This window comes from Streptomyces sp. NPDC058671 (genome assembly GCF_042716475.1).
Taxonomy (GTDB): Bacteria; Actinomycetota; Actinomycetes; order Streptomycetales; family Streptomycetaceae; genus Streptomyces.
Map to the genome: position 1 here is coordinate 1 of NZ_JBHXSA010000008.1, position 23,570 is coordinate 23,570.

Consider the following 23,570-nt stretch of genomic DNA (forward strand, 5'->3'; position numbering starts at 1 on the left):
TCTCTCTGGGCTACGAGAGAAACCATAGCCGTGACACCACCCAATGTCTACTCCCGCCGACATAGATTTCCGCGCGCGTGTCAGTGAGGTAATCGGCCTCACCCGAGCAGGAACACGAACGGCGCACGGAAGGTGCCCGGGACGGGTTGGCAGCCGTCTGTCGGGGCACACGCAACGCGCAGAGAGAACACGGCACGGATGATCCAGCCCGAGAGCAGGGGGACCTGATGGACACGATGAGCGTCGACGTCGCGACCGACCGCCCTGCGGGATCCGTCGCCGTCGCCCGTGACAGCGCTCGGCGCTTCCTCGACGGTCTCGTTCCGTCGCTCGCGTCAGAGGTCGCCGAGATCGTGGCCCTCGTGGTCTCGGAACTCGTCACCAACGCCCTGCGCCACGGCGGCGGCGCCTGCACCCTCGATCTGACGGCACACCCGGACAGCATCGAGGTGGCCGCGCACGACCACAACCCGCACGCGCCGCGGATGCGTACCCCTGACCTCGACAGCGGTACCGGAGGCTTCGGCTGGGCCATGGTCAACCGGCTCGCCCGAGCGACCGCGGTCACTCGGCGGGCCTCCGGCGGGAAGACGGTGACGGCTCTGCTCGCCCGGTAGTCCGACCGGTCACGATGGCCTGAAGGCCGGCGGGCGGGACGCGCGCCGAGGAAAACGTTCTCCCCTTCTATCGGGTGGCCGAATCCGTCGCCACCCACGAGAATTCGGCGGCGAATACGCTGCGCGGGGAATTCCGGCGCGACCCGAAGGGAATGCTTGAATCGAAATCACCGCGGGGGGATGGTTTCCCCACCGTCGGCGCGTCAGCGACAGGAAAGAACACATGCAGCTGGGGCCCACACCCCGAAGGATGTGGGCCCCAGCTACGAAGTGCGCGTCAGCGTCAGGCGGGAACGATGTTCTCCGCCGTCGGGCCCTTCTGGCCCTGCGCGATGTCGAACGAGACCTTCTGGCCTTCGAGCAGCTCGCGGAAGCCCTGGGCGGCGATGTTCGAGTAGTGGGCGAACACGTCAGCGCCGCCACCGTCCTGCTCGATGAAGCCGAAACCCTTTTCCGCGTTGAACCACTTCACAGTGCCAGTAGCCATGTCTTATCTCCTTTGGGCAGTACGCCGCCATCCGTACTGTACGGATGGCGTGTCGCCGCGATGATGCCCCGCCCGGAAGAACCGGAAATGCAAAACGCTTTCATGCGGCACGGAGGCCGACTTCATGCGCTTGAAGCTTGTGGGTACCAAAACTGCAACTGATGTCGACAGTAGCACGTCACCGCGGCCGATGCGGGTCAACGCTTTACCGTTGCGTGTCGCGATAAAGAGCCTTCCCGCGAAGGATGTTAAATTCTCCGGCGGCGAACGCAGGTATTCCTTCACCCCGAGCGCAGCGTTGCGGAAGCGGGGGCGTTCGGTGCGGCGCGTCGGCCTCCGTACAGCCTCGGACCGCGCCGTAGTGGCGCGACCGGCTCGGGGCGCATGCCGGGGTCGCGCCCCCTGGCCGCCCATCGACGGCGTTCACGACGAGGCCCTGCTTCGACATGTGTCAACATAGACGCATGTCGAACGCCAAGGTGTTGCCGCTCCTGGAACCCGCCGTCGAGGCCTGCTGCCCGCCGTTGAACGAGCGCCCGCTGACGGCGGACGAGGCCGAACGCACTGCCCTGATGTTCAAGGCCCTGGGCGACCCGGTGCGGTTGCGGCTGTTCTCGGCCGTCGCCTCGCACGAGGGCGGTGAAGCGTGCGTCTGCGACATCTCCGACGTCGGCGTCTCGCAGCCCACGGTGTCCCATCACCTGAAGAAGCTGAAGGAGGCCGGGCTGCTCTCCTCCGAGCGGCGCGGCACCTGGGTCTACTACCGGGTCGAACCCGCCGTCCTCGCCGCCATGGGCCGGCTGCTGACCAAGGCGGCTTCCGCCGCCGCGTGATCCCGCGAGCTCTCACCGCGGGACCGTCGGAGTCCCTGCGCAAGGGGTGGCGGCACCGCTACCGGGGCGCCGGCACGGGCACGACGTGCAGCGTCCACCTCTCCGTCCTTCCGGACGAGCGAGGGTTTCTCCCGCATGACTGAGGTCCCCGGTACGGGGGTGTCGCTCGCACGGGCGGGTGACCGGTCGTCTGCGGGGTAGCCGCCCGGGAAGGCGAAGGGAGCATTGCCCCGGGCCACCGCGCGACGGCGGAGGAGCGTTCCATGAACAGTGCCGAGACGATCGACCGGCTTCTCCGGGAGCACGGGCGGACCTACGCCGACGAGGCCGGGATCGCGTTGCGGGACGAGCCCGCACCGTTGTACCAGCTCCTCGTGCTCACCGTTCTGTGTTCCGTCCGCATCAAGGCCGACATCGCCACCGCCGCCGCGCGTGAACTCTTCGCGGCCGGGCTGCGGACGCCCCGGGCCATGGCGGACTCCGCCTGGCAGGCACGCGTGGACGCCTTCGGGCGGGCTCATTACGTGCGGTACGACGAGAGCACCGCGACCGCGCTCGGCAAGGGAGCGGCGCTGGTCGTCGACCGGTACCACGGGGATCTGCGCCGGCTCCGCGAGGAGGCGGCCGGTGACGCGGAGGAGCTGCGCCGGCTGTTGCGCGAGGTACCGAGGATCGGTCCGGTGGGCTCCGGCATCTTCTGTCGCGAGGTCCAGGTCGTGTGGCCGGAGCTGCGCCCGTTCTTCGACGAGCGGTCCCTGGCTGCCGCCGGCCGCCTCGGCCTCCCCCACACCCCGGCCGGCCTCGCCCGGCACGTCCCGCCCGAGGACCTGGCCCGGCTCGCGGCCGCCCTCGTGCGCGTCAGCCTCTCCAAGGAACGCCCCCGGCCGGTCTCCCGCTGAACGCGCTCCTACCTGAGCAGCAGGTTCCCTCCCACGTCCGTCGGGACGGACTCGCGGACCGGGGTGCTGGTGGAGCCCGGGAGGCGCATGCCGGGTATGGGGGTGTCGGGGTCGGTGCGGTGGAGCAGGACCGTGCCGGCGTGGTCCCAGACCCGGGTGTAGCCGTGGGCGAGCAGGAGCCTGACACGCTCCTGCTGGTCCTCGGTCGAGGCGAAGGGGAACGTCCGGTTCTGCGTGCGGAGCAGGACCCAGTCCGCCCCGCGCGGTGTCGCGTCGGCGATGACCACCTGGGTACGGGCGGTGAGGCGGGGGGCGATCGTGTTGTCCGCCTCCACCGTCACGCCGTCCGGGATGAGTTCGGCTGCCGTCGCCAGAGGGCTCTTGTCCGGCGACGGGCGCCAGAAGTCCGGGCGGAACAGGAGGTTGAGGCCGAGAGCGACGGCCGCCGCCGAGGCGAGGGCGCCCGCGCCGACCGCCCACCGGCGGAACAGCGCGCGGTTGCCGCGGTGCAGCCCTGCCGCCGTCTCCAGCGCCGCCGTCACCAGGACGGGCCACAGGAAGGCGTCGTAGTGGTTGATCACCGGCCAGTGGTTCGGGTTGTCCGAGAGGACCCGTTCCGCGAGGAGGGGCACGGCCAGCAGGAAGGTGCGGGAGCCGAGCGGGAGCAGCGCCAGGCTGCCCACGATCCAGGCCACCATCGCGGCCTTCACGAACGGCGTCGCGGCGACCTGGAGCAGGACCCACGGGGCGGTGACGACATGGGCGAGCGCGTCCCCCGGGTCGGCGCCGAGGCGTCCGTACGACCAGTAGTAGCCCTCCGGTCCGCCCATCGCCGGCAGGAACCACACGATGACGACGGCGGAGACCAGCGGCCCGGCCACGGCGAGCACGAGCCCCGCGGTGCGGCCGCCGCGGTGGCCGGTGCGACGGGCCCGCGCCGCCAGGACGAGGCCGAACGCTCCGACGACGAGCCCCATGTCCTCCTTCGCCGTGCACAGCAGGGCCGCCCAGCAGGCCGCCGCGCCGTACCGGTGGGCCAGGCCCCGCTCCAGCATGAGGAGGGTGAACGGCACCGCGAAGGCGACCTCGTGGAAGCCGGTGTACGAGGAGTTCAGGAGCGGCCAGCCGAGGCCGTACACGAGCCCGGCGACGTCCGCCGCCCGGCGTACGGTCAGCGGGTCCGCGTCCGCGAAGCAGTGCCGCGCGATGCGCCGGACCACCGGCACGCCGGCCGCGAACAGCGCGGCCTGTGCGAGGACGAGGACCCGCGGGTCGTCCCACAGCCAGTACAGCGGCGCGAGCAGAGCGAGAGCGGGGGTGAAGTGGTCGCCGAGGAGCGAGAATCCGGGCGGGAACTCGTGGTGCACGTTCTTGATCGGCGACCTCGGCAGCTCGCCGTTCGCGTACGCGCGGACCGCCTGGTCGAAGATGCCGAGGTCGAACCCGGTGAGCCGCAGCGCGATCCAGGACTGCATCCCGAGGCCGCAGCAGACGAGGAAGCACAGCGCGGTCAGGGCGGGACCGCGTCGCCACGATCGCGGCCCCGAGCCCTGCGCCGTCTCCCGGACGGACGACACGAGGCCGTCCCGCCACGCCCCCGGCCCGAAGCCTCGCACTTCCCCGGTCCTCGGCCCGAAGCGTTGCCCCGTCCCAGCCCTCGGCCTGGTGCCCTGCGCCTCCCCGACCCTCGGCCCGAAGCCTTGCGCCGTCCCACCCCTCGGCCCGAGGCCTTGCCCCGTCCCGGCCCCCGGCCTGGTCCCCTGGGCCTCCCCGGTCCTCGGCCCGAAGTCTTGTGCCTCTCCGACGTGCGTCGGCCCGGAGCCCCCCGCCTCCCCGGCCCTTCCCCCGCCCACCGCGCGCGTGCCGCTCGTCGGCGTGGTCCGCGGTGTGTCCCGTTCCTCCGGCGGTCGGTGTGGGGGTGTGCGGGTCGGCGTGACTTCCATGGCCACGACCCTACGGTGAGTCGCCGTGGCGGCAGGGGGACAATCGCGCCATGGTGATCAGCGCGCGCGCACTCAACCGCTCCACCCTGGCACGGCAGTTGCTCCTCGACCGGGCTCCGGTCGGCGTCGAGGAGGCCGTACGGCGGGTGGTGGCGCTCCAGGCGCAGCACCCGGGCTCGCCCTACGTCGCCCTGTGGAACCGGGTCTCCGGCTTCGACCCGGCGCGGCTCGACGAGGCCGTCGGCGGCTTCGAGTTGGTGCGGTCGACCCTGATGCGGCTCACCCTGCACCTGGTGCACGCCGGGGACTACCGCGCGTTCCGGGAGGGCATGGAACCGACGCTGCGCGGCTCCCGGCTGCACGACCCGCGGTACAAGGCGGCGGGGTTCACGGCCGCCGACGCCGACGGGCTGCTGCCGGACCTCCTCGCGTACGCCGGTGAGGCACGGACCGGCGCCCAGTTGCGGTCCCGTATCGAGGAGGTGCGGGGCGGGCCGGTGGAGGCCGTGGTGTGGCGGATGATCCGCCAGTACGCGCCGCTGTGGCACGCGCCGACGGGTCCGCCGTGGTCGTTCGGGACGGCGCAGGCGTTCGTGACGGCGAGCGCGCTGCCGGTCCTGGCCGACCCGGAGGCCGCGACGGCGGGGCTCGCCGTCCTGATCCGGCGCTATCTGGAGGGCTTCGGTCCGGCGTCCGTCCCCGACATGGCGCAGTTCACGACGGCGCCCCGGGGCAAGGTGCGCGAGGCGGTGCGGGCGCTCGACGGGCGGCTCGACCAACTGGAGGGGCCGGACGGGACGGTGCTGTACGACGTGCCCGGTGCGCCGCTGCCCGGTGAGGACGTCCCGGCGCCGCCCCGGTTCATGGCCATGTGGGACAGCGTGCTGCTGGCCTACGCGGACCGGGGCCGGGTCCTCCCGGCCGCGTACCGGAAGCAGGTGATCCGTGTGAACGGCGACACGCTGCCGACGCTCCTCGTCGACGGATACGTCGCCGGGGTCTGGCGGCCGGTCGCCGGCGGCATCGAGGCCTCGGCCTTCCACCCGCTGCCCGCCGACGTCTGGGAGGCCCTCGCGGCGGAGGCGGGGGCCCTCGGCGCTCTCCTCGCCGACCGGGACCCGTACCTCTACCGCCGCTACGACCACTGGTGGGTCAAGGGCCTTCCGGCGGTCGAGACCCGGATCCTGCCGACGGACCACTGACGGGCGCTCCTCGCATCGGAGGCCGCCGCCGGCGACGGCGGCTCCCGCAGTGCCCTGCTCAGCGGGAGGCCGCCGTCGACGTCACCAGTTCCCTCAGCGCGATGTTCAGTCGCAGCACGTTCACCCGGGGCTCGCCGATGAAGCCGAGGATCCGGTCCTCGGTGTGGTCGGCGACCAGCCCGGCGACCTGGGCGACGGTGAGGTGGTTGCGGGCCGCGACCCGGTGGGCCTGGAGCTTCGCGTACGCCGGGGAGATGTGCGGGTCCAGGCCGGAGCCGGAGGAGGTGACGGCGTCCGGCGGCACGTCGGAGGGCCGCACCGGGTGGCCGGGGACCGAGTCGTCCCGGATCACGGCCGCCTTGGCCTCCTCGACCCACTGGATGAGTTCGGCGTTGTCGCCGGAGCGGTTGGTGGCGCCGGAGAGGATCAGCTCGTACCGGGTGTTGACGCTGTTGGCACCCAGGCCGTGAGACGGGCGCGGCTGGAACCAGCGCGGGTCGGGCTTCCCGTCGGCCGGATAGGTCTGGCCGATGAGCGAGGAGCCGACGGTCCTCCCGCTGCCGTCCGTGAGCGGGGAGCCGTTCGCCTGGGATGGGAAGGCGAGTTGGGCGACGCCGGTGACGGCCAGCGGGTAGAGGACGCCGCACACGGCGGTGAGGGCGAGGAGGGCGCGCAGGCCCGCCCCGAGCAGGCGTCCCGTGTCTCCTGCGGAGGTGTTCGTCATGGTCGGTCAGCACGCTTTCCGGTTCAGCTCAGCCCGGGGACGAGGGAGAGGAGGAGGTCGATGGTCTTGATGCCGATGAAGGGGGCGACGAGTCCGCCGAGGCCGTAGAGGCCGAGGTTCCGGCGGAGCATCGCGTCGGCGCTGCTCGGCCGGTACCGCACGCCCCTCAGGGCGAGCGGCACCAGGGCGACGATGACCAGCGCGTTGAAGACGACGGCCGAGAGGATCGCGGACTGGGGCGAGGCCAGGCCCATGATGTTCAGCCGGTCGAGGCCCGGGTAGGCCACCGTGAACATGGCGGGGATGATCGCGAAGTACTTGGCGACGTCGTTGGCGATCGAGAACGTCGTCAGGGCGCCCCGGGTGATGAGGAGTTGCTTGCCGATCCCGACGATCTCGATGAGCTTCGTCGGGTCGGAGTCGAGGTCGACCATGTTGCCGGCCTCCTTCGCGGCCGACGTGCCCGTGTTCATCGCCACGCCGACGTCCGCCTGGGCGAGCGCCGGGGCGTCGTTCGTGCCGTCGCCGGTCATGGCGACGAGCTTGCCGCCGGCCTGCTCGCGCTTGATGAGCGCCATCTTGTCCTCGGGCGTCGCCTCCGCGAGGAAGTCGTCGACGCCCGCCTCCTCGGCGATCGCCTTCGCGGTGAGCGGGTTGTCGCCGGTGATCATGACGGTACGGATGCCCATGCGGCGCAGCTCGTCGAAGCGTTCCCGCATGCCGTCCTTGACGACGTCCTTGAGGTGGACGACCCCCAGGACCCGGGCGCCCCCGTCGTCCTCCAGGGCGACGAGGAGCGGCGTACCGCCGGCTTCGGAGATCCGGTCGGCCAGCGCCCGCGCGTCCTCGGGGACGCCGCCTCCCCGTTCCCTCACCCACGCCATGACCGACCCGGCCGCGCCCTTGCGTACGCGGCGCCCGCCGACGTCCACGCCGGACATGCGGGTCCTGGCGGTGAACCGGGTCCAGACGGCTCCTGTCAGTTCGCCCGGGTGGCGCTCGCGGAGGCCGTACCGCTCCTCGGCGAGGACGACGATCGAGCGGCCCTCCGGGGTCTCGTCGGCGAGCGAGGACAGCTGGGCGGCGTCCGCCAGTTCGGCCTCGGTGGCGCCCCGGACCGGTACGAACTCCGCCGCCCGCCGGTCACCCAGGGTGATCGTGCCCGTCTTGTCGAGCAGCAGCGTCGACACGTCGCCCGCCGCCTCGACCGCGCGGCCCGACGTCGCGAGGACGTTGCGCTGGACGAGCCGGTCCATGCCGGCGATGCCGATCGCGGAGAGCAGGGCGCCGATCGTCGTCGGGATCAGGCACACCAGCAGGGCCGTCAGGACGATCATCGACGTCTGCTCGTCGGCGCCCGCGTAGATCGCGAAGGGTTTGAGGGTGACGACGGCCAGCAGGAAGACGACGGTCAGGGAGGCGAGGAGGATGTCGAGCGCGATCTCGTTGGGGGTCTTCTGCCGTGCGGCGCCCTCCACGAGGCCGATCATCCGGTCGATGAACGTCTCGCCGGGCCTCGTCGTGATCTTCACGACGATCCGGTCCGACAGCACCTTCGTCCCGCCCGTCACCGCGCAGCGGTCGCCGCCGGACTCGCGGATCACCGGCGCCGACTCGCCCGTGATCGCGGACTCGTCGACGGACGCCACGCCCTCGACGACGTCCCCGTCGCCCGGGATGACGTCGCCGGCCTCGCAGACCACCAGGTCTCCGACGCGCAGTTCGGTGCCGGGCACCCGTTCCTCGTCCGCGCCGGCGAGCCTGCGCGCGACCGTGTCCGTCCTGGCCCTGCGCAGGGTGTCGGCCTGCGCCTTGCCCCGGCCCTCGGCCACCGCCTCCGCCAGGTTGGCGAAGACCGTGGTGAGCCACAGCCAGACGGTGATCGCCCAGCCGAACCAGTCCCCCGGGTCCATGGCGGCGAGGACGGTGGTGAGCAACGAGCCGATGAGCACCACGAACATGACGGGCGACCTGGCCATGACCCGGGGGTCGAGCTTCCTGATCGCGTCGGGGAGGGACGTCACCAGTTGCTTCGGGTCGAACAGTCCGCCGCCGACGCGTCCGGCTCCGTCCGGCCGGCCGGTGGGCACCTCGGTCCGTGGGGGCCGGGTGGGAGTGGTGGTGCTCATGCTGCGAGCCCTTCGGCGAGCGGTCCCAGCGCGAGGGCCGGGAAGTAGGTGAGGCCGGCGACGATGAGGATCGTGCCGACGAGGAGGCCGGTGAAAAGCGGTTTCTCGGTCCTCAAGGTGCCCGCCGTCTTCGGTACGGGCGTCTGCTCGGCCAGCGAACCGGCGAGCGCGAGGACGAACACCATGGGCAGGAACCGGCCGAGGAGCATCGCGATGCCGAGGGTCGTGTTGAACCACGGGGTGTCGGCGTCGAGGCCGGCGAACGCGGAGCCGTTGTTGTTGGCGCCGGACGTGTAGGCGTAGAGGATCTCGGAGAAGCCGTGCGCGCCGGTGTTGGTCATCGACTGCGACGGGGTGTCCAGGGCCATGGCGACGGCGGTGAAGCCGAGAACGAGCACGGGGGTGACGAGGAGGTAGCAGGCGGCGTACTTGATCTCGCGGACGCCGATCTTCTTGCCCAGGTACTCCGGGGTGCGGCCGACCATCAGTCCGGCGACGAACACCGCGATGACCGCCATGACCAGCATGCCGTAGAGGCCGGAGCCGACACCGCCGGGGGCGAGCTCGCCCAGCTGCATGCCGAGCATCGCGATGCCGCCGCCGAGACCGGTGTACGAGGAGTGGAAGGAGTTCACCGCGCCGGTGGAGGTGAGCGTGGTCGCCACCGCGAAGAGCGAGGAGCCGGCGATCCCGAACCGGGTCTCCTTGCCTTCCATGGCGCCACCCGCGAGGTCGAAGGCGGGGCCGTGGTGCGCGAACTCGGCCGCCATCATGAGCGCGGTGAAGCCGAGCCAGAGCGTGGCCATCGTGCCGAGGATCGCGTACCCCTGCTTGACGCTGCCGACCATCCGGCCGAAGGTCCGGGTCAGTGCGAAGGGGATCAGCAGGATCAGGTAGATCTCGAAGAGGTTCGACAGACCGTTCGGGTTCTCGAAGGGGTGGGCCGAGTTGGCGTTGAAGTATCCGCCGCCGTTCGTGCCCAGCTCCTTGATGACCTCCTGCGAGGCGACCGCGCCGCCGTTCCACTGCTGCGTCCCGCCCGTGAACTGCCCGACGTCGTGGATGCCGGAGAAGTTCTGGATCGCGCCACAGGCGACGAGGACGAGGGCGCCGATCACGGAGATCGGCAGCAGGATCCGTACGACACCCCGGACCAGGTCGGCCCAGAAGTTGCCGAGCTCGCCCGTGCGCGAGCGGGCGAAGCCACGGACGAACGCCACCGCGACCGCGATCCCGACCGCCGCCGAGACGAAGTTCTGCACCGCGAGGCCGCCGGTCTGCACGACATGGCCCATGGCCTGTTCGCCGTAGTACGACTGCCAGTTGGTGTTGGACACGAAGGAGGCGGCGGTGTTGAACGCCTGGTCCGGGTCGATCGACGCGAAGCCGAGCGAGCCGGGCAGCGCGCCCTGCGCCCGCTGGAGCAGGAAGAGGAAGAGGACGCCGACGGCGGAGAAGGCGAGGACGCCGCGCAGGTAGGCGGGCCAGCGCATCTCCACCGTGGGGTCGGCGCCGATGCCCCGGTAGATCCACTTCTCCACCCGGAGGTGCCGGTCGGAGGAGTAGACCCGGGCCATGTGGTCACCGAGCGGGCGGTACGAGAGGCCGAGCGCGACGACCAGGGCGAGCAGCTGGAGGACTCCAGCCAGGACGGGACTCATGGGGCGGCCTCAGAACCTCTCGGGCTTGACGAGGGCGAGGACGAGATAGCCAAGGAGGGCGGCGGCCACGAGGAGACCGACGATGTTCTCGGCGCTCACAGCTTGACCACCCCCTTGGCGATGAAGGCCACCAGCGCGAAGACCGCGACCGTGGTGACGACGAAGGCCACGTCGGCCATCGTGAGCTCCCGGATGCAGGAAGAGGAAAGAACGGATTCTCGGACGAGATGAGGAAACCTCGCTCCCGGCCGCCCGCCGCCGTCGTTGACGTGGCTCTGACGCGCCGCGCGCCCGTCTTGACGTGTCCTCTACGCCCGGCTCCCGGCTGACCGTCGACAACGCCTGCGGCCGGGCCTCACAGCAGCCCGGCCGTCGCCACTCCCAGCCATACGGCTCCGAGTCCGGCGGCCAGGCTCCCGGTCACGTTCAGCACCGCGTACCCCTTCGCCCCGCGCTCGTACAGCGCGTACGTCTCGTACGAGAAGGTCGAGTACGTCGTGAGGGCGCCGCACAGGCCCGTGCCGAGCAGCAGGTACGTCTGCGCGGAGGCGACCCCGGCCAGCAGTCCGAGCACGAACGAACCGACGACGTTCACCGTGAACGTGCCCCAGGGGAGGCCGGGGCCGAACCGCGCCCTCAGCGCACGGTCCGTGAGGTACCGCAGGGGCGCGCCGACGGCGGCTCCCGCGACGACGAGCAGCCAGTTCACGCGGGCGCCGCCCGTCCGCGTACGGCCCTGGTCACGACGATCCCGGCCAGGACGGCGGCGAGCGCGGTGACCACGGTCGCCCCCAGGTAGAGCAGGCCGCGCGTCGGGTCGCCCGCGCTCAGCAGCCGCTGCGTGTCGAGGCTGTACGTCGAGAACGTGGTGAACCCGCCGCAGAACCCGGTGCCGAGGAAGGGGCGCAGGAGCGGGTGGGGCGCGGCGGGAGGTTCCGTCAGGAGGACCATCAGGATGCCGAGGAGCGCGCAGCCGCTCGCGTTCACCGTGAACGTCGTCCAGGGGAAGGCGCCTTCGGGGGTGGGCCAGAGCAGCGCCGCGCCGTAGCGCGCGGTCGCACCGAGGGCGCCGCCGGCGGCCACCGCCCCGACGACCGGCAGTTCCGCGCGCAGGCCCATGCGCCCAGGGTACGAGGACGGGCGCACGGGGCGGTTCGAGGCGAGGCGCACAGGCGCGGTCTCCGGCCTGGGGCATTAACCGGGGGCCGGCCCGTGCGGCCTCGCTCTGCGATGGTCCGGCCACGCCCTGCTACGGGTCAAAGCGGGGCCGGTGAGTCTGTCAGATCCCCCGCGCCTGCCTCACGGGGTGGCCGGAAGGGCAGTCGTCGGGCCGCGCCGGAATGGCGAAGAGGGCCTCTGACCTGCGGAGACACGAGGGGAGGTGGTCCGGCCACCATCCGGCGGCCGATTCGGGTGCCGGGTACACCTCGTCCCGGGAGGCGGGGTCGGGCGAGGGTGGTGGAGCAGCGGGAGGGAGCTGCGCAACCTTCGGGCAGGAGTGTCGTGAGTACATCCGTCGCAATCAAGCGCAGGGCCGTCGCCGGGGCTGTTCCGCCGGCCGTTCCCCTGGGCGTCGTCAGGTCCGTCGGCACGGCCGGCTCGCGCGAGGACGTCTACGCCGAGCTGTGCGGCGCGCTGTTCTCCGGCTTCCCGCGCCGCGACCAGCGTCTGAAGGCCGAGCAGTACCTGCACGGCCTGCTGACCGCGCAGGGCCGCAAGTCCATCCGTAACATCGCCGCCCAGATCGGCGGGCCCGCCGCCGAGCAGAGCCTGCACCACTTCGTGTCCAGTTCGACCTGGGACTGGCAGCCCATGCGGGCCGCGCTCGCCCGGTTCCTGGAGCGGAACAGCTGCCCGCAGGCCTGGGTGGTGCGGCCCATGCCGATCCCGAAGGCCGGGGAGCACTCGGTGGGCGTGGACCGGCGGTTCGACCCGGAGCGCGGCCAGGTCTTCCACGGCCAGCAGGCGTTCGGGGTGTGGTTCGCCAGCGACGAGCTGAGCGTCCCCGTGAACTGGCGTCTGTTCCTGCCGGACCCCTGGGTCAACGACCGGACCCGGCGCGACCGGGCGGAGGTCCCCCAGGAGGCCGGCGAGGAGACCCTGGAGGAGTGCGCGGTCGCGGCGGCGCTCGACACCGCCCGCTGGTCCGACGTCACCCGCAAGCCCGTGCTGCTCGACATCCGGGGCGGCGCGGGGCGGGCGGCCCTCACCCGGCTCGCCGGGGCGGGCGTGCCGGTCGTGGCCCGGATCGGTCCGGGCTCCCGGCTCGCGATCGCCGACCGGTCGCTGCCCGGCTTCGGGGCGGGCCCGCTGACCGCCGTACAGATCCTGGAGTCGCTCAAGGGGCTGCGCAGGCCGGTGAGCTGGGTGGACACCGTGGGCGGCGCGCGGACCTCGCGTACGTCGCTCGCCACGGCCGTCCGGGTGGCGCTGCCCACGCCGGGCGGGGAGCGGATGCGTCCGCTGGTGCTGCTCGGCGAGTGGGACGACCCCCGGCGGGCCCCGGCCCGGGTGTGGATCAGCGATCTGACCGGGTCGCCGGTCGGCTCCCTGCTGCGGCTGACGAAGCTGGCCCGCCGGGTGGAGCGGGACTTCGTGGAGGTCGGGGAGGGGGCGGGGCTGCGGGACTTCGTGGGCCGCTCGTTCCGTGGCTGGCACCGTCACATCACGCTGGCGTCGGCGGCCCACGCGGCGACGGTCATGTCCGCCACCGACTGGGAGGCGGCCTACGGCCCCACCTACGGCTCGGGGCGCACGGCGAGCTGACGGGCGGTCGCGGCGCGGGGGTTCTCGCACGGTGCCGGTTCGTCAGGTGCCGCGCTCCGGTGGGGCCGGCTGGCGGGCCGGGTCCGTCGTGGCGCGGCCCCTGGCCAGGACCTCCCGGGTGCGCCGGAGGCGCAGGGCGAGCTGGACCTCGAGGACCTGGCCCGGTTTCTGCCACTCGGGCCCGAGGAGTTCGCCGATCCGTTCGAGGCGCCGGGACACCGTGTTGGGGTGGACGTGCAGCGCCTCGGCCGCGTTCGTCGGGCTGCCGCCGGACGCGAAGTAGGCCTCCAGGGTGTGGGTCAGATCGGTGAAGCGCTCGGCGTCGTAGTCGAGTACAGGTCCGATGGCCGCCTCGACGAAGCCGTCGACGTCGTTGTCGTCGGAGAGCAGCAGCCCCAGGAACCCGAGGTCCTGCACGGACGCCGCCGAGCCGGTGCCGCCGAGCGCGCTCATCGCGTCCAGGCAGCGTCCGGCCTCCTGGTGCATGCGGGCCACGCCGTCGGGACTCCAGCCGGGTCCGGCCGCGGCGACCGAGACGGGGTGCCCGAGCAGCGGGGAGAGTTCCGCGGCGACGGCCTTGGCGGCGGCGGAGGCGTCGATCCCCGGGAGCAGCAGCACGATGCAGCCGCCCTGCACGGTCTTCAGACCCGAGAGGCGGTACGCGTACGAGGACGCCCAGACGACGGCCCTGCCCTGTTCACCGCCCTCGGGCCGCGCCAGCACGAGGACGTGCGGTTTCCGCAGGTCGACGCCGAGGCGGCGGGCCCGCTGGGCGATCTGCTGCGGCGCGTGCGGCGGGTCGGCGATGAGGTCGTCGAGGAGCTCGTCGCGGACGGGTCCTTCGGCGACGGCGGTGGAGCGCCGCATGAGGAGGAGGAAGGCGACGGACTGGGCGGCGAGTTCGAGGAGCCGCTCGTCCTCGCCGGTGAGCCCGCCGGCGGCGCGGATGACGAGGCCGCCGAGGTCCTCGGAGCCGGCGATGACGGGCGCGACCCAGGTGTCGTCGGCGGCGAGGACGGGGCGGCGGCGGGCGTGCGCGTCGAGCGAGGCCTTGGCGACGGCCGCTTCGTCGAGGCCGGGGATGTCTCCGGCGGTGGCGAGGCAGCGGCCCCCCTGGTCGCGGATCATGACGGTCGCGTCGAGGGCGTCGGCGGCGGCCTTGGCGACGTTGCAGAGGTCGCCGCCCGCGAGGACGAGGTTCATGATGCGGCCGTGGGCCTCGCTTACGTGCCGCATGCGGGTGAGGCTCGTGCGGACGCGGGAGCTGTCCCGTTCCAGTTCGGAGACCTCGGCCCTGGTGCGGTCGAGGAGGCCGGTCTTCTCGACGGCGAGGGCGGCGAGGTCGGCGAGCGCGGCGAGGAGTTGGATCTCCTCGGAGGTGTGGTGGCGGACGCGGCGGTCGGCGCCGTGGAGGGCGCCGATCACGGTGTCGCCGCTGCGCAGCGGCGCGGTCACCATGGCGTGCAGGTCCTCGGCGCGCAGGGCCGCTTCGGCGGCTTCGTCGAAGGCCGGGGCGTGGACGCCGGCGTCGAGGGAGCCGGAGGGGGCGAAGCGCTCGTCGGCGAGGTAGTCGGCGGTCCAGACGGGTTCGCCGTGGAGCTGGACGGCGCCGCCGAGCCCGTACCCCTCGGCGATCCTCAGGCCGGGGGCGAGCCGCGGCCCTTCGGCGCGGTCGCCGCGGGAGCCCTCGGTCGTGTGGACGTAGCAGACTCCGTTCGGGCCGCGCAGGGTCACGTACGCCAGGTCGAGGTCGAGCAGCCGGCGGGCGCGGCGGGTGATGACGCGCAGGAGGCTGTCGAGGTCGTAGGCGGAGGTCAGGTCGCGGGCGGTGTCGGTGAGGGCGGCGAGTCCGGCCTCATGGCGCGCCTCGTCCGCGCGGCCCCGGTGGATCTCGCCGGCCAGTGCGACGGCCCGTTCGAGGCGGTGGAGTTCCTCGTCGGCGAGTCCGGTGCGGCGGGCCCCGTCGAGGAGGGCGGCGAGGCGGGCGGCCGGGGCCCGCTCGGCGAGCAGTTCGAGGACCGTGAGCAGCGCGTCGGCACCACCGGCTCCGTCGGTGCCGTGCAAGGTCATGGTCCCGTCCCCCGTGGTCGAGCGAAATCGGGCACCTCGGCGGAAACCCGTCCTGCTCGCCGAAACTAATTCGGCTTCGGGAGTCGGTCAACGGTGAGGTGCCGCACTTCATTCCCGGGTGGTGTCCCCCCGGGCACCCCTGCCGCGCCGGTGGTCAGCCGACGGAGCCGACCGGGACGAGCCTGGCGCGTGCCGGACCGTACTGGGCGGGGATACGGGGAGCGTACACGGGGCGGATCGCGGAATTCCGTACGGTGAGGACCGAGCTCTGGAGGCGGCGGAGCCGGGCGGAGGGTTCCATGCCGCTCTCCCCCTTGAGCGCCACGCGCAGCCGCTCGTACACCGTGAGGGCCTCGTCGTGCTGTCCGCAGCGGAGCAGGGCGACCATGTAGTGGGCGTGGAGCGGCTCGTTGGTGCGGTAGCGGGCGACGAGTCCGGAGAGTTCGGAGAGCAGCTCGGCGTGCCGGCCGAGGCCCAGCTGCGCTTCCACCCACTGGTCGAGGACGCTGAGCCGGGAGGCTTCGAGGCGCTCGATCTCGCGGCGGAGGCGGGGCCCCGCGGCGACGCCCGCGTAGGGTTCGCCGCGCCACAGGGCCAGGGCCTCGCCGAGGCGGAGCGCGGCACGGGAGAGGTCGCCCGCCTCCATGGCGCGGTAGCCGGCGCCGGCCGCGCGCTCGAACTGCCAGACGTCGTGGGCTCCGCCGCCGGTGTCGAGGCGGTAGCCGCCGGGCTGGGAGACCAGGACCGCGTCGGCGGTGCGCCGCTCGGACCAGCCGGGGCCGGGCTCGGCCGGCTCGGCGCCGCGTCGCAGTGCGACCGCGATGAGGGTGCGCAACTCCGTTATGTGGGACTGGAGTTCGGTGCGGGCGCCGCGGGGCGCGCCGGACGGCCACAGCTCCTCGGTCAGTACCGTGACGGGCACGACCTGGTCGGCGCTGGCCGTGAGCAGGGCGAGGAGCTGCCGGGGCGCGGCTGCCGTCGGGGTGATGGACACCCCGTGCTCACGTACCGACAGTCCCCCCAGGATCCGGACGTCCACCTTGCCCCCTCAGTGCCTGTGCGGTGTCTGCGCGCGGGATGACTCTCGTTGATTAGAAAAGACCCCCGTAGGCATGTCAATAAGAAACCGGAGGGTACGGAAACCCCATCCGGGATATCGGGGTGATTCACCCCCTTTATGGGGGTATTGAGGCGTAGGGTTTTCGTCACTGGCGCAGACGAACACGCACCGGAAGACTGTTTCCGGACTCAGGGGTACGCTTTCGGGAGGCCCTCGGGGATGCCGGAAGGGCCGACACGCACGAGTTCACGCCAGAATCCGGCCGCTCGGTACGGTTCCGGGAGCGGCCGGTGCGGCGACGTGTCGGGGGCGGGGGGCCGGGGGGGTCCGGGGGATCAGGGTCCGGAGTGCGGCGTCTACAGCACGGCCGCGGCCGTGAGCAGGCCGAACGCGAGGGTGATCAGGGCCGTACGGACCCGGTGGAGACCGTTCCAGCGCTTCTCGAAGGCGGCGCGGACCGCGGCCGGGTCGTCTCCCGGGGCCTCCGACGCGGCGAGCGCGTTGTTGAGCGGGACGTTGCCGCCCACGGTGACCGCGTGGTTGAGCGCCGCGCCCACCAACCCCGCGAGCACCAGCCACTGCTGGGTGTCCGTACGCCCGTCGCCGGGGACGATGTACGCGGCGGCGGGGAAGGCGAGCACACCGAGGAAGACGGTCATGAACACGGTCCTGGGAACGGACTCGTTGATCCGGCGCATCGCCGTGACGAACTCGGCGTCCGTCAGACGGGCGAGCGCGGGCATGATCCCGGTCTGGAAGACCAGCATGAAACCGGCGTAGAGCCCGGTGCATCCGACGGCGAGGGCGAGCAGCAGGGAGGCCATGGGCCCATTCTGGCCCGCTGCCCGCCGAGCGCGTCAGCTGTACGGGTCGCCCGACCTCGACTCCCCCTCCCGGGACGGCACTTCACCCGGCGCGTCGCCTCGGCGACCGAGCAGCGCGTCGGCCTGCCGTACGGCCTCGGCCAGCTCCCTGACCACCGCCGAACCCGACCGGCCGGCGATCGCGTCGGCGCGCTCCGCGAGCGCCGGGAGCCCCGGGGCCCCGGGCAGCCCGCCGCCCCGCAGGGCGTCCGCGAAATAGGCGCTGATCGCGGTCAGCTGGAGGCTGTCGTGCCCGCCGCCCCAGACGTCGGCGGTGAGCCCGCCGGTGGCGACGGTGCCGGACCGCTCGCGCGGCGCCCGGGTGGCCGGGTCGAGCCAGCGGACGGTGGCCGTGGCGACCGGGCCGGACGCGCCGGGCCGCGTCCTGACCGCGTACAGCGCGGTGACGGTGTGGCCCGCCCCGACCTCGCCGCCGTCGACCCGGTCGTCGCGGAAGTCCTCGTCGGCGACCTCCCGGTTCTCGTAGCCGATCAGCCGGAACGTCTCGACGGTCCGCCGGTCGAAGGAGACCTGCGCCTTGGCGTCGCGGGCGCGCAGCTCGACCTGGGCGGGCAGCTGGTCGACGAAGACCTTGCGGGCCTGCGCGGAGGTGGAGACGTACGTCGTCTGGCCGTCGCCCCGGTCGGCGAGCTGCTCCATGAACGAGTCGCCGAACTCGCTGCCGACGCCGACGCCGAACAGCGTGATCCCGTACTCCCTGCGCTCCTCGTCGATGCGTTCGAGGATCGTCGCGGCCTCGGTGGCGCCGGTGTTGGCGAGCGCGTCGGAGAGCAGCACGACCCGGTTGGTGGCGCCCTTCCTGTGCCCGTCGACGGCCACGTCGTAACCGGCGCGGACACCTGCCTCGACATTGGTGGACGAGGTCGTCGCGAGGGAGTCGACGATCTCGCCGATCCGGCCGCGGGCCTCCCCCACCCGGGTCATGGGCAGCCGGGTCTCGGCCTCGTCGCTGAAGGTGACGAGGGCGAAGGAGTCGTCGTCGCGGAGCCGGTCCGCGAGCAGGCCGAGGGACTCCTTGACGAGGTCGAGCCGTCCCGGCTCCGCCATCGAGCCGGAGATGTCGACGACGAAGGTGAGGGCGGCGGGCGGCCGTTCGGCGGCCGGGCCGGTGCCCCGGGTCGCGAGCCCGACCCGGACCAGGGACCAGCCGCCGGACCCGGCGCGGGCCCCGTCGAGCGTCACGCTGAAGCCGTTGTCGGCGGGGCGCGGGTAGTCGGGACGGAAGCTGTTGACGAACTCCTCGGGGCGTACGGTCACCGCGTCGGGCAGTCGCCCCTCGGCGAGGGTCCGCCGGGCGTAGCCGTACGAGGCGGTGTCCACGTCCAGGGCGAAGGTGGACAGGTAGTCGGGGGCGGGCGCCCGGGAGCCGCCCGCGTCCTCGTCGCCGCCCTCGGCGGAGGCGTCGGGGCGGGCGTTCCCGGGGGTGGCGTCGGGGCGGGCGTTCCCGCGCCCGTCGGGTGCCCCGGGGGCGGTCCCGCCCTGCTCGTGGGCCCGCCGGTCGGCGTGGGTTCCGTCCCCGCCGGCCGAGCAGCCGCCGACGGCGAGTCCGGCCGCGAGCAGGGCCGCCATCACGGCCGAGAACCGGGCCCCTCGGCGCCCGGGCGATCGTCCCTCGTGTCGTTCCATGTCATCTCCCCGTCGTAGTACGGCACTTGCGAATGTGACGGACGGAAGGCGCGCGGGGAGCCGTCGAAGGAGTTGCGGATGGATCTCGATGCGGCAACGAAGGACGGGGGTCGAGCCGGGTGGCATGGATTCGCCATCCTTCTCAACAGGGGTTGTCACCGTGTGCAGTCGCGTGCGTACATGGAGTGGACATCGATCGGCGGGGGTGGTCAGCGGTGGCAGAGAGCGCGGGCTCCGTGATGCTCGCCCGTTCGGCGATGAACCGGGCCGTGACCGAGGGCGGACGGCCCGCGGGGCGGCCGGTCCGTGGCGCGCGACGCATCAGCGCGGTGCTCGCCGGGCTGGCCGCTTCCACCCGGTACGAGCTGTTGACCTTCGACGACCCGGCCGCGTCGGCGGGCTTCGCGATCCCCGGGCCGTTCCTCGAACTGGCGGGGGCGTGCATGCGGGCGGCGGCGGAGCGGGCCGGCGAGGTCAGAAGGATCGTGCCGCGGCACGCCCTGCCCCACCTCGAGAGCGGCCCCCCGCTGCCCGGCCGGGCCCGCCTCGCGGAGGCCATCCCCTTCAAGATGATCGTCGTCGACCGCACGGTGGCGGCGATCCCCCTCGATCTGGAACTGCTCTACAACGGACTGCTGCTGATCCGGGACCCGGTGGTGGTGCAGGCCCTCGCCCGGGCCCATCACGCCTGCTGGGCGACGGCCGAGGAGCTGTCGCACGCCCCGCCGCCCCCGGCGCCGGCGGGTGATCTGCCGCCCCAGCTGCGCCCGGTGCTCGACGCCCTCCTGGCGGGGCTCACGGACGAGACGGCGGCGGCCCGGCTCGGCATGTCCGCCCGGACGTACAGCCGCCGGGTGGGCGAGCTGATGGCGGCCCTCGGCACGACGAGCCGCTTCCGCGCAGGGGCGGAAGCGGCTCGGAGGGGGTGGCTGTGAGCAGACGGTGAGCCCCTGCTCGGGGGCTGCGGCGTGCGGGACCTACGACACGATGTCCTTGCGGGCGAAACCGCGGAAGGCGAGCGCGAAGAGGACGAGGGCGTACGTCAGGGAGATCGCGGTCCCCTTCACCATGCCGCCCCACTCCAGCTGGGGCTGGAGCGCGTCGATCCAGGCGAACTGCCAGTGCGCGGGCAGGAACTCGCGCCAGTCGCCGAGCGCCGTGACGGCGTCCAGGACGTTGCCGACGATCGTCAGGCCGACGGCCCCGCCCACCGCGCCGAGCGGGGCGTCGGTGCGGGTGGACAGCCAGAAGGCCAGACCCGCGGTGACGAGCTGGGAGGCGAAGACGAACGCGACGGCGACGCCGATGCGGAACAGCGCGTCCCCGGCGGGAACCGAGCCGCCGGTCGGCAGCTGCAGCGGACCCCAGCCGTAGGCGACCGTGCCGACGGCCAGGGCGACGAGCGGAAGGAGGACCATCGCGGCCGCGCTGTAGCCGAGGGCGACCGTCAGCTTGGAGGCGAGGAGCCGGGACCTGGGCACCGGCGCGGCCAGGAGGTAGCGCAGCGAGGACCAGCTCGCCTCGGAGGCGACGGTGTCCCCGCAGAACAGCGCCACCGGGATGACGAGGAGGAACCCGGCGGAGACGAAGAGGCAGGTCGCCGCGAAGTTGGCGCCCGAGGCGGTCGCCGTGTCCATCAGGGTGATGCGGCCGTTGCGGTCGCCGTCCTCGCCGCCGATCGCGAAGGCGATGACCAGGATGAACGGCAGGGCGACCAGGATGCCGGCCATGATCAGGGTGCGGCGGCGCTTCCACTGGCGGAGGGCCTCGACGCGCAGCGGCAGGGTGCGTCCGGCGCGGTAGCCGGGGGCGGAATCCGTGGGGGCCGGGGGCGCCGTGGGGGTGTCGAGCAGCCGGCTCATGCGGCTCCTCCTCCGATCAGGGTCAGGAACGCGTCTTCGAGGCGCCGGTGCGGTCCGACGCCGGTCAGCGGCACGTCGAGGCGCACGAGTTCGCCGATGAGGGTGGTGGCGTCGGTGCCGTCGAGACGGACCAGGAGTCCGCCGTCGGTGCGGGTGACCGAGTCGACGCCGGGCAGGGCGCCGGCCTTCTCGACGAGGGCGTCGTCGACCTCCCCGGCCAGCGTCACCAGCAGGGTGTCGCCGGAGCCGGTGATCTCGGCGACGGGGCCCGCCTGCACGAGCTGTCCCCGGTCCATGACGACGAGATGGGTGCAGGACTGTTCGACCTCCGAGAGGAGGTGGCTGGAGACGATGACGGTACGGCCACCGGCCGCGTACCGGATCATCACCTCCCGCATCTCGCGGATCTGCGGCGGGTCGAGTCCGTTGGTGGGCTCGTCCAGGATCAGCAGGTCCGGCAGGCCGAGCATGGCCTGGGCGAGGGCGAGGCGCTGGCGCATGCCCTGCGAGTAGGTGCGCACCGCGCGTTCGAGGGCGCCGCCGAGGTTCGCGATCCGCAGGGCCTCCTCGACGTGGGCGTCCTCGGCGGGGCGGCCGGTGGCCTTCCAGTACAGGTCGAGGTTCTCCCGGCCGTTGAGGTGCGGCAGGAAGCCGGCGCCCTCGACGAAGGAGCCGACCCGGGAGAGGACCGGGGCGCCGGGCCGGATGGCCTGGCCGAACACCCGGATCTCGCCATCGTCGGGGGTGATCAGGCCCATCAGCATGCGCAGGGTGGTGGTCTTGCCCGCGCCGTTGGGTCCGAGGAGGCCGAGGACCTGGCCCTGTTCGACGCGGAAGGTCACGTCCTTGACGCTGTACCGGTCGCCGCCCTTGTACTTCTTGGAGAGACCGGTGATCTGGAGCGGTACGGCGGCCAGTGCGGGGTCGGGCGCGGGGGCTGCGGTGCGGCGCCGGGCCGCGAACAGCAGGGCGACGGCGGCGGCGAGGCCGAGGAGCGGCAGGCCCCAGACCCACCAGGGCAGGGCGGCGGCCTGGGTGTCGACGCCGGGCGCGGTCGGGACGGTGAGCGGGCCCTCGACGGCGACGGTGTAGCCGGCGGGGACGGCCGGGGAGGCGTAGCCGAGGTCGGTCGCGGCGACGACGAGCCGGAGCCGGTGCCCGGCCTCCACCTCGTGGTCGATCGCGGGCAGGGTGAGCGTGACGCTCTTCCCGGCCGTGGCGCCCTCGACGCGGACGGGAGTGACGAGCTGGGCGGGAAGGACCTGCTGCCGGCCGTCGGGCCCGACGTCGTACACCTTGGCGAAGAGGACCGCGGAGCCGTCGGCGGCGGTCGAGGTGACCTTGACGCGGGCGGTCGGGGAGCCGGTGATCCGGAGCGCTTCGCCCTGCGGCTTCGCGTCGAACCGGGCGTGCTGGCCGGGGAAGTCGAGGGAGATCCCGACGCCGAGCGAGGAGAGCCCGGCGACTCCGCCGCCGAGACCGGGGACCGCGGAGACGGCGGGCGGGGAGGCGCCGGCCGGGTTGGTGAAGGTCTGCGGCCGTCCGGTCAGGGGGACGGCGGTGGTGCCGGCGGTGAGTCCCGGGTAGCGGTCGGCGGTCGCGGCGCGCAGGGTGGCCCGGCCGTCGGTGGAGTCGACGCCGCCGGTACGGCTGACGCGGAAGCCGGGGCCGGTGTCGACGGAGGTGTCGCGCTTCAGCCAGCGGTCGAACCAGGTGCTGACGCGGCGCTCGACGCGCTCGGTCTCGCGGTCGCCGCCGTCGTGGCCGCCGGAGATCCAGTCGACGGCGACGGGGGCGCCGTTGGCGGTGAGCGCCTTGGCCATGGCGTCGGACTGGGCCAGGGTGAACAGCGAGTCCGACTGGCCCTGGACGAGGAGGGCGGGCACCTTGATGCGGGCCCCGACGGCGGACGGACTGCGGGCTTCGAGGAGCGCGCGGGCGGCGGCGTCGGGCTTCCCGGAGACGGCGACGCGCTGGTAGAGGGCGCAGAGTTCGGGGGTGAAGCGCCCGCAGGCACCGGGCTCGGCGACGGCCTTCCCGGCGGCCTTCCCCGCGTCGGCGGCCTTCCCCGCCCCGGCGCCGGTCGGCGGCGCGGTCGCGGGCCGCTCGCCCGCCGCCTCCGGCTGGGCGCCCGCGGAGAAGAAGATGCCGGCCCACAGCTTCTTGAAGACACCGTCGGGGAACAGCGCGTCGGCGAGGTTCCAGTAGGTGATCTGGGGGGCGATGGCGTCGACGCGCGGGTCGTGTCCGGCGGCGAGCAGGGAGATCGCACCGCCGTAGGAGGCGCCGGTGACGCCGACGCGCGGATCGCCCGGCTTGTCGAGGAGGACCTCGGGCCGGGCGGCGAGCCAGTCGACCAGCCCGCGGGCGTCCGCGACCTCGTGGGCCGGGTCGTTGAGGCCGATCTGACCGGTGGAGGCGCCGAAGCCGCGGGCGGACCAGGTGAGGACGGCGTACCCGTCCCGGGCGAGCTGCTCGGCCTGGGCGCGGACGTCGTCCTTGGAGCCGCCGAAGCCGTGGCCGAGGAGGACGGCGGGCCGCCGCCCGTCGCCGTCACCGGTGAAGTACGAGGTGTCGAGCCGTACCCCGTCGAGGTCGAGCATCCGGTCCGCTCGGTGCACGGGCGGCGGATCGTCCGAGGCGACGGCGGTCAGGGTGCCGGCACCCGCGAGGACGGCGAGGACGGCGGTGACCGCGGCCCACCGGGGAATTCGGAATGGCATGGTGTCGAGCCTAAGCGGGCGCGCCGCGGAACACGGCTGCCCGGGGGCGGAGGCGCCCGCCCTCCTGGAGTCGTACGGCGGGCC

Annotated in this window: 20 protein-coding genes; 6 read left to right on the forward strand and 14 right to left on the reverse strand. The window is 73.1% G+C overall.

Annotated features, from left to right (window positions below):
- Positions 1 to 227: 227 nt before the first annotated feature.
- Positions 228 to 617 carry an ATP-binding protein gene (locus ACFWV2_RS12065; protein WP_384404900.1) on the forward strand — a complete coding sequence of 130 codons (390 nt, stop codon included), beginning with the start codon at positions 228 to 230 and terminating at the stop codon, positions 615 to 617.
- Positions 618 to 900: 283 nt separating this feature from the next.
- On the opposite strand, the gene ACFWV2_RS12070 is transcribed toward ACFWV2_RS12065, so the two are convergent.
- Positions 901 to 1,104, reverse strand: a complete 204-nt coding sequence (locus tag ACFWV2_RS12070; RefSeq protein ID WP_004986771.1) for a cold-shock protein — start codon at positions 1,102 to 1,104, stop codon at positions 901 to 903.
- A gap of 464 nt (positions 1,105 to 1,568) precedes the next feature.
- Between ACFWV2_RS12070 and ACFWV2_RS12075 the strand changes: the two genes are divergently transcribed.
- Entirely contained in the window at positions 1,569 to 1,937 is a 369-nt protein-coding gene (locus ACFWV2_RS12075; RefSeq protein ID WP_384404901.1) for an ArsR/SmtB family transcription factor, read from the forward strand.
- A 263-nt stretch (positions 1,938 to 2,200) separates the two neighbouring features.
- Positions 2,201 to 2,836 (forward strand): endonuclease, encoded by a 636-nt coding sequence (locus ACFWV2_RS12080; RefSeq protein ID WP_384404902.1) that lies wholly within the window; start codon positions 2,201 to 2,203, stop codon positions 2,834 to 2,836.
- A gap of 8 nt (positions 2,837 to 2,844) precedes the next feature.
- On the opposite strand, the gene ACFWV2_RS12085 is transcribed toward ACFWV2_RS12080, so the two are convergent.
- The gene (locus tag ACFWV2_RS12085) at positions 2,845 to 4,413 is read right to left on the reverse strand and encodes a DUF2079 domain-containing protein (RefSeq protein ID WP_384404903.1); all 1,569 of its coding nucleotides are present in this window, start codon (positions 4,411 to 4,413) and stop codon (positions 2,845 to 2,847) included.
- Positions 4,414 to 4,829: 416 nt separating this feature from the next.
- Here ACFWV2_RS12085 and ACFWV2_RS12090 point away from each other — a divergent pair, with 416 nt between their 5' ends.
- A complete protein-coding gene (locus tag ACFWV2_RS12090; protein ID WP_384404904.1) occupies positions 4,830 to 5,981 on the forward strand; it encodes a winged helix DNA-binding domain-containing protein in 1,152 nt (383 codons plus the stop codon).
- 58 nt (positions 5,982 to 6,039) lie between these two features.
- Here ACFWV2_RS12090 and kdpC read toward each other — a convergent pair whose 3' ends face one another.
- The 6 genes from kdpC to crcB (ACFWV2_RS12120) form a co-directional block, all read right to left on the reverse strand.
- Positions 6,040 to 6,705, reverse strand: coding sequence for a K(+)-transporting ATPase subunit C (gene kdpC / locus ACFWV2_RS12095; RefSeq protein WP_384404905.1), 666 nt, complete (start codon positions 6,703 to 6,705; stop codon positions 6,040 to 6,042).
- Between the two features lie 23 nt (positions 6,706 to 6,728).
- Entirely contained in the window at positions 6,729 to 8,834 is a 2,106-nt protein-coding gene (kdpB, locus tag ACFWV2_RS12100) for a potassium-transporting ATPase subunit KdpB (protein ID WP_384404906.1), read from the reverse strand.
- Positions 8,831 to 10,495: a potassium-transporting ATPase subunit KdpA gene (gene kdpA, locus ACFWV2_RS12105; protein ID WP_384404907.1), complete on the reverse strand. Its 1,665-nt coding sequence runs from the start codon at positions 10,493 to 10,495 to the stop codon at positions 8,831 to 8,833. Before kdpA ends, kdpB begins: the two co-directional genes overlap by 4 nt.
- Before the next feature lie 9 nt (positions 10,496 to 10,504).
- A complete protein-coding gene (gene kdpF, locus ACFWV2_RS12110; protein WP_033204243.1) occupies positions 10,505 to 10,594 on the reverse strand; it encodes a K(+)-transporting ATPase subunit F in 90 nt (29 codons plus the stop codon).
- A gap of 256 nt (positions 10,595 to 10,850) precedes the next feature.
- Entirely contained in the window at positions 10,851 to 11,204 is a 354-nt protein-coding gene (gene crcB / locus ACFWV2_RS12115) for a fluoride efflux transporter CrcB (RefSeq protein ID WP_384404908.1), read from the reverse strand.
- A complete protein-coding gene (gene crcB / locus ACFWV2_RS12120; RefSeq protein ID WP_384404909.1) occupies positions 11,201 to 11,614 on the reverse strand; it encodes a fluoride efflux transporter CrcB in 414 nt (137 codons plus the stop codon). The genes crcB (ACFWV2_RS12115) and crcB (ACFWV2_RS12120) overlap by 4 nt, the downstream gene beginning before the upstream one ends.
- Positions 11,615 to 11,998: 384 nt before the next feature.
- Here crcB (ACFWV2_RS12120) and ACFWV2_RS12125 point away from each other — a divergent pair, with 384 nt between their 5' ends.
- A complete protein-coding gene (locus ACFWV2_RS12125; RefSeq protein WP_384404910.1) occupies positions 11,999 to 13,261 on the forward strand; it encodes an IS701 family transposase in 1,263 nt (420 codons plus the stop codon).
- A 42-nt stretch (positions 13,262 to 13,303) separates the two neighbouring features.
- Here ACFWV2_RS12125 and ACFWV2_RS12130 read toward each other — a convergent pair whose 3' ends face one another.
- The 4 genes from ACFWV2_RS12130 to ACFWV2_RS12145 form a co-directional block, all read right to left on the reverse strand.
- The gene (locus ACFWV2_RS12130; protein WP_384404911.1) at positions 13,304 to 15,331 is read right to left on the reverse strand and encodes a helix-turn-helix domain-containing protein; all 2,028 of its coding nucleotides are present in this window, start codon (positions 15,329 to 15,331) and stop codon (positions 13,304 to 13,306) included.
- 154 nt (positions 15,332 to 15,485) lie between these two features.
- Positions 15,486 to 16,370: a BTAD domain-containing putative transcriptional regulator gene (locus ACFWV2_RS12135; RefSeq protein ID WP_384404912.1), complete on the reverse strand. Its 885-nt coding sequence runs from the start codon at positions 16,368 to 16,370 to the stop codon at positions 15,486 to 15,488.
- A 377-nt stretch (positions 16,371 to 16,747) separates the two neighbouring features.
- Positions 16,748 to 17,215 (reverse strand): DUF1772 domain-containing protein, encoded by a 468-nt coding sequence (locus tag ACFWV2_RS12140; protein WP_384404913.1) that lies wholly within the window; start codon positions 17,213 to 17,215, stop codon positions 16,748 to 16,750.
- A 33-nt stretch (positions 17,216 to 17,248) separates the two neighbouring features.
- The gene (locus ACFWV2_RS12145) at positions 17,249 to 18,901 is read right to left on the reverse strand and encodes a VWA domain-containing protein (RefSeq protein WP_384404914.1); all 1,653 of its coding nucleotides are present in this window, start codon (positions 18,899 to 18,901) and stop codon (positions 17,249 to 17,251) included.
- A gap of 215 nt (positions 18,902 to 19,116) precedes the next feature.
- On the opposite strand from ACFWV2_RS12145, the gene ACFWV2_RS12150 reads away from it, so the two are divergent.
- Complete coding sequence (locus tag ACFWV2_RS12150) at positions 19,117 to 19,836, forward strand: DNA-binding response regulator (protein WP_384404915.1); 720 nt, start codon at positions 19,117 to 19,119, stop codon at positions 19,834 to 19,836.
- 42 nt (positions 19,837 to 19,878) lie between these two features.
- Here ACFWV2_RS12150 and ACFWV2_RS12155 read toward each other — a convergent pair whose 3' ends face one another.
- Both ACFWV2_RS12155 and ACFWV2_RS12160 read right to left on the reverse strand, forming a co-directional pair.
- Positions 19,879 to 20,763: an ABC transporter permease gene (locus ACFWV2_RS12155; RefSeq protein ID WP_384404916.1), complete on the reverse strand. Its 885-nt coding sequence runs from the start codon at positions 20,761 to 20,763 to the stop codon at positions 19,879 to 19,881.
- On the reverse strand, positions 20,760 to 23,486 hold the full coding sequence (locus ACFWV2_RS12160) for a CocE/NonD family hydrolase (RefSeq protein WP_384404917.1): 2,727 nt from the start codon (positions 23,484 to 23,486) through the stop codon (positions 20,760 to 20,762). The genes ACFWV2_RS12155 and ACFWV2_RS12160 overlap by 4 nt, the downstream gene beginning before the upstream one ends.
- Positions 23,487 to 23,570: the final 84 nt, after the last annotated feature.

Bases quoted from the DNA above. Each gene is read 5' to 3' on its own strand.
- kdpB (WP_384404906.1), bottom strand. From the start codon at position 8,834: ATGAGCACCACCACTCCCACCCGGCCCCCACGGACCGAGGTGCCCACC.
- crcB (WP_384404909.1), bottom strand. From the start codon at position 11,614: ATGGGCCTGCGCGCGGAACTGCCGGTCGTCGGGGCGGTGGCCGCCGGC.
- ACFWV2_RS12160 (WP_384404917.1), bottom strand. From the start codon at position 23,486: ATGCCATTCCGAATTCCCCGGTGGGCCGCGGTCACCGCCGTCCTCGCC.
- ACFWV2_RS12130 (WP_384404911.1), bottom strand. From the start codon at position 15,331: ATGACCTTGCACGGCACCGACGGAGCCGGTGGTGCCGACGCGCTGCTC.
- ACFWV2_RS12070 (WP_004986771.1), bottom strand. From the start codon at position 1,104: ATGGCTACTGGCACTGTGAAGTGGTTCAACGCGGAAAAGGGTTTCGGC.
- ACFWV2_RS12080 (WP_384404902.1), top strand. From the start codon at position 2,201: ATGAACAGTGCCGAGACGATCGACCGGCTTCTCCGGGAGCACGGGCGG.
- ACFWV2_RS12090 (WP_384404904.1), top strand. From the start codon at position 4,830: ATGGTGATCAGCGCGCGCGCACTCAACCGCTCCACCCTGGCACGGCAG.
- kdpA (WP_384404907.1), bottom strand. From the start codon at position 10,495: ATGAGTCCCGTCCTGGCTGGAGTCCTCCAGCTGCTCGCCCTGGTCGTC.
- ACFWV2_RS12145 (WP_384404914.1), bottom strand. From the start codon at position 18,901: ATGGAACGACACGAGGGACGATCGCCCGGGCGCCGAGGGGCCCGGTTC.
- ACFWV2_RS12065 (WP_384404900.1), top strand. From the start codon at position 228: ATGGACACGATGAGCGTCGACGTCGCGACCGACCGCCCTGCGGGATCC.
- ACFWV2_RS12155 (WP_384404916.1), bottom strand. From the start codon at position 20,763: ATGAGCCGGCTGCTCGACACCCCCACGGCGCCCCCGGCCCCCACGGAT.
- ACFWV2_RS12075 (WP_384404901.1), top strand. From the start codon at position 1,569: ATGTCGAACGCCAAGGTGTTGCCGCTCCTGGAACCCGCCGTCGAGGCC.
- ACFWV2_RS12140 (WP_384404913.1), bottom strand. From the start codon at position 17,215: ATGGCCTCCCTGCTGCTCGCCCTCGCCGTCGGATGCACCGGGCTCTAC.
- kdpC (WP_384404905.1), bottom strand. From the start codon at position 6,705: ATGACGAACACCTCCGCAGGAGACACGGGACGCCTGCTCGGGGCGGGC.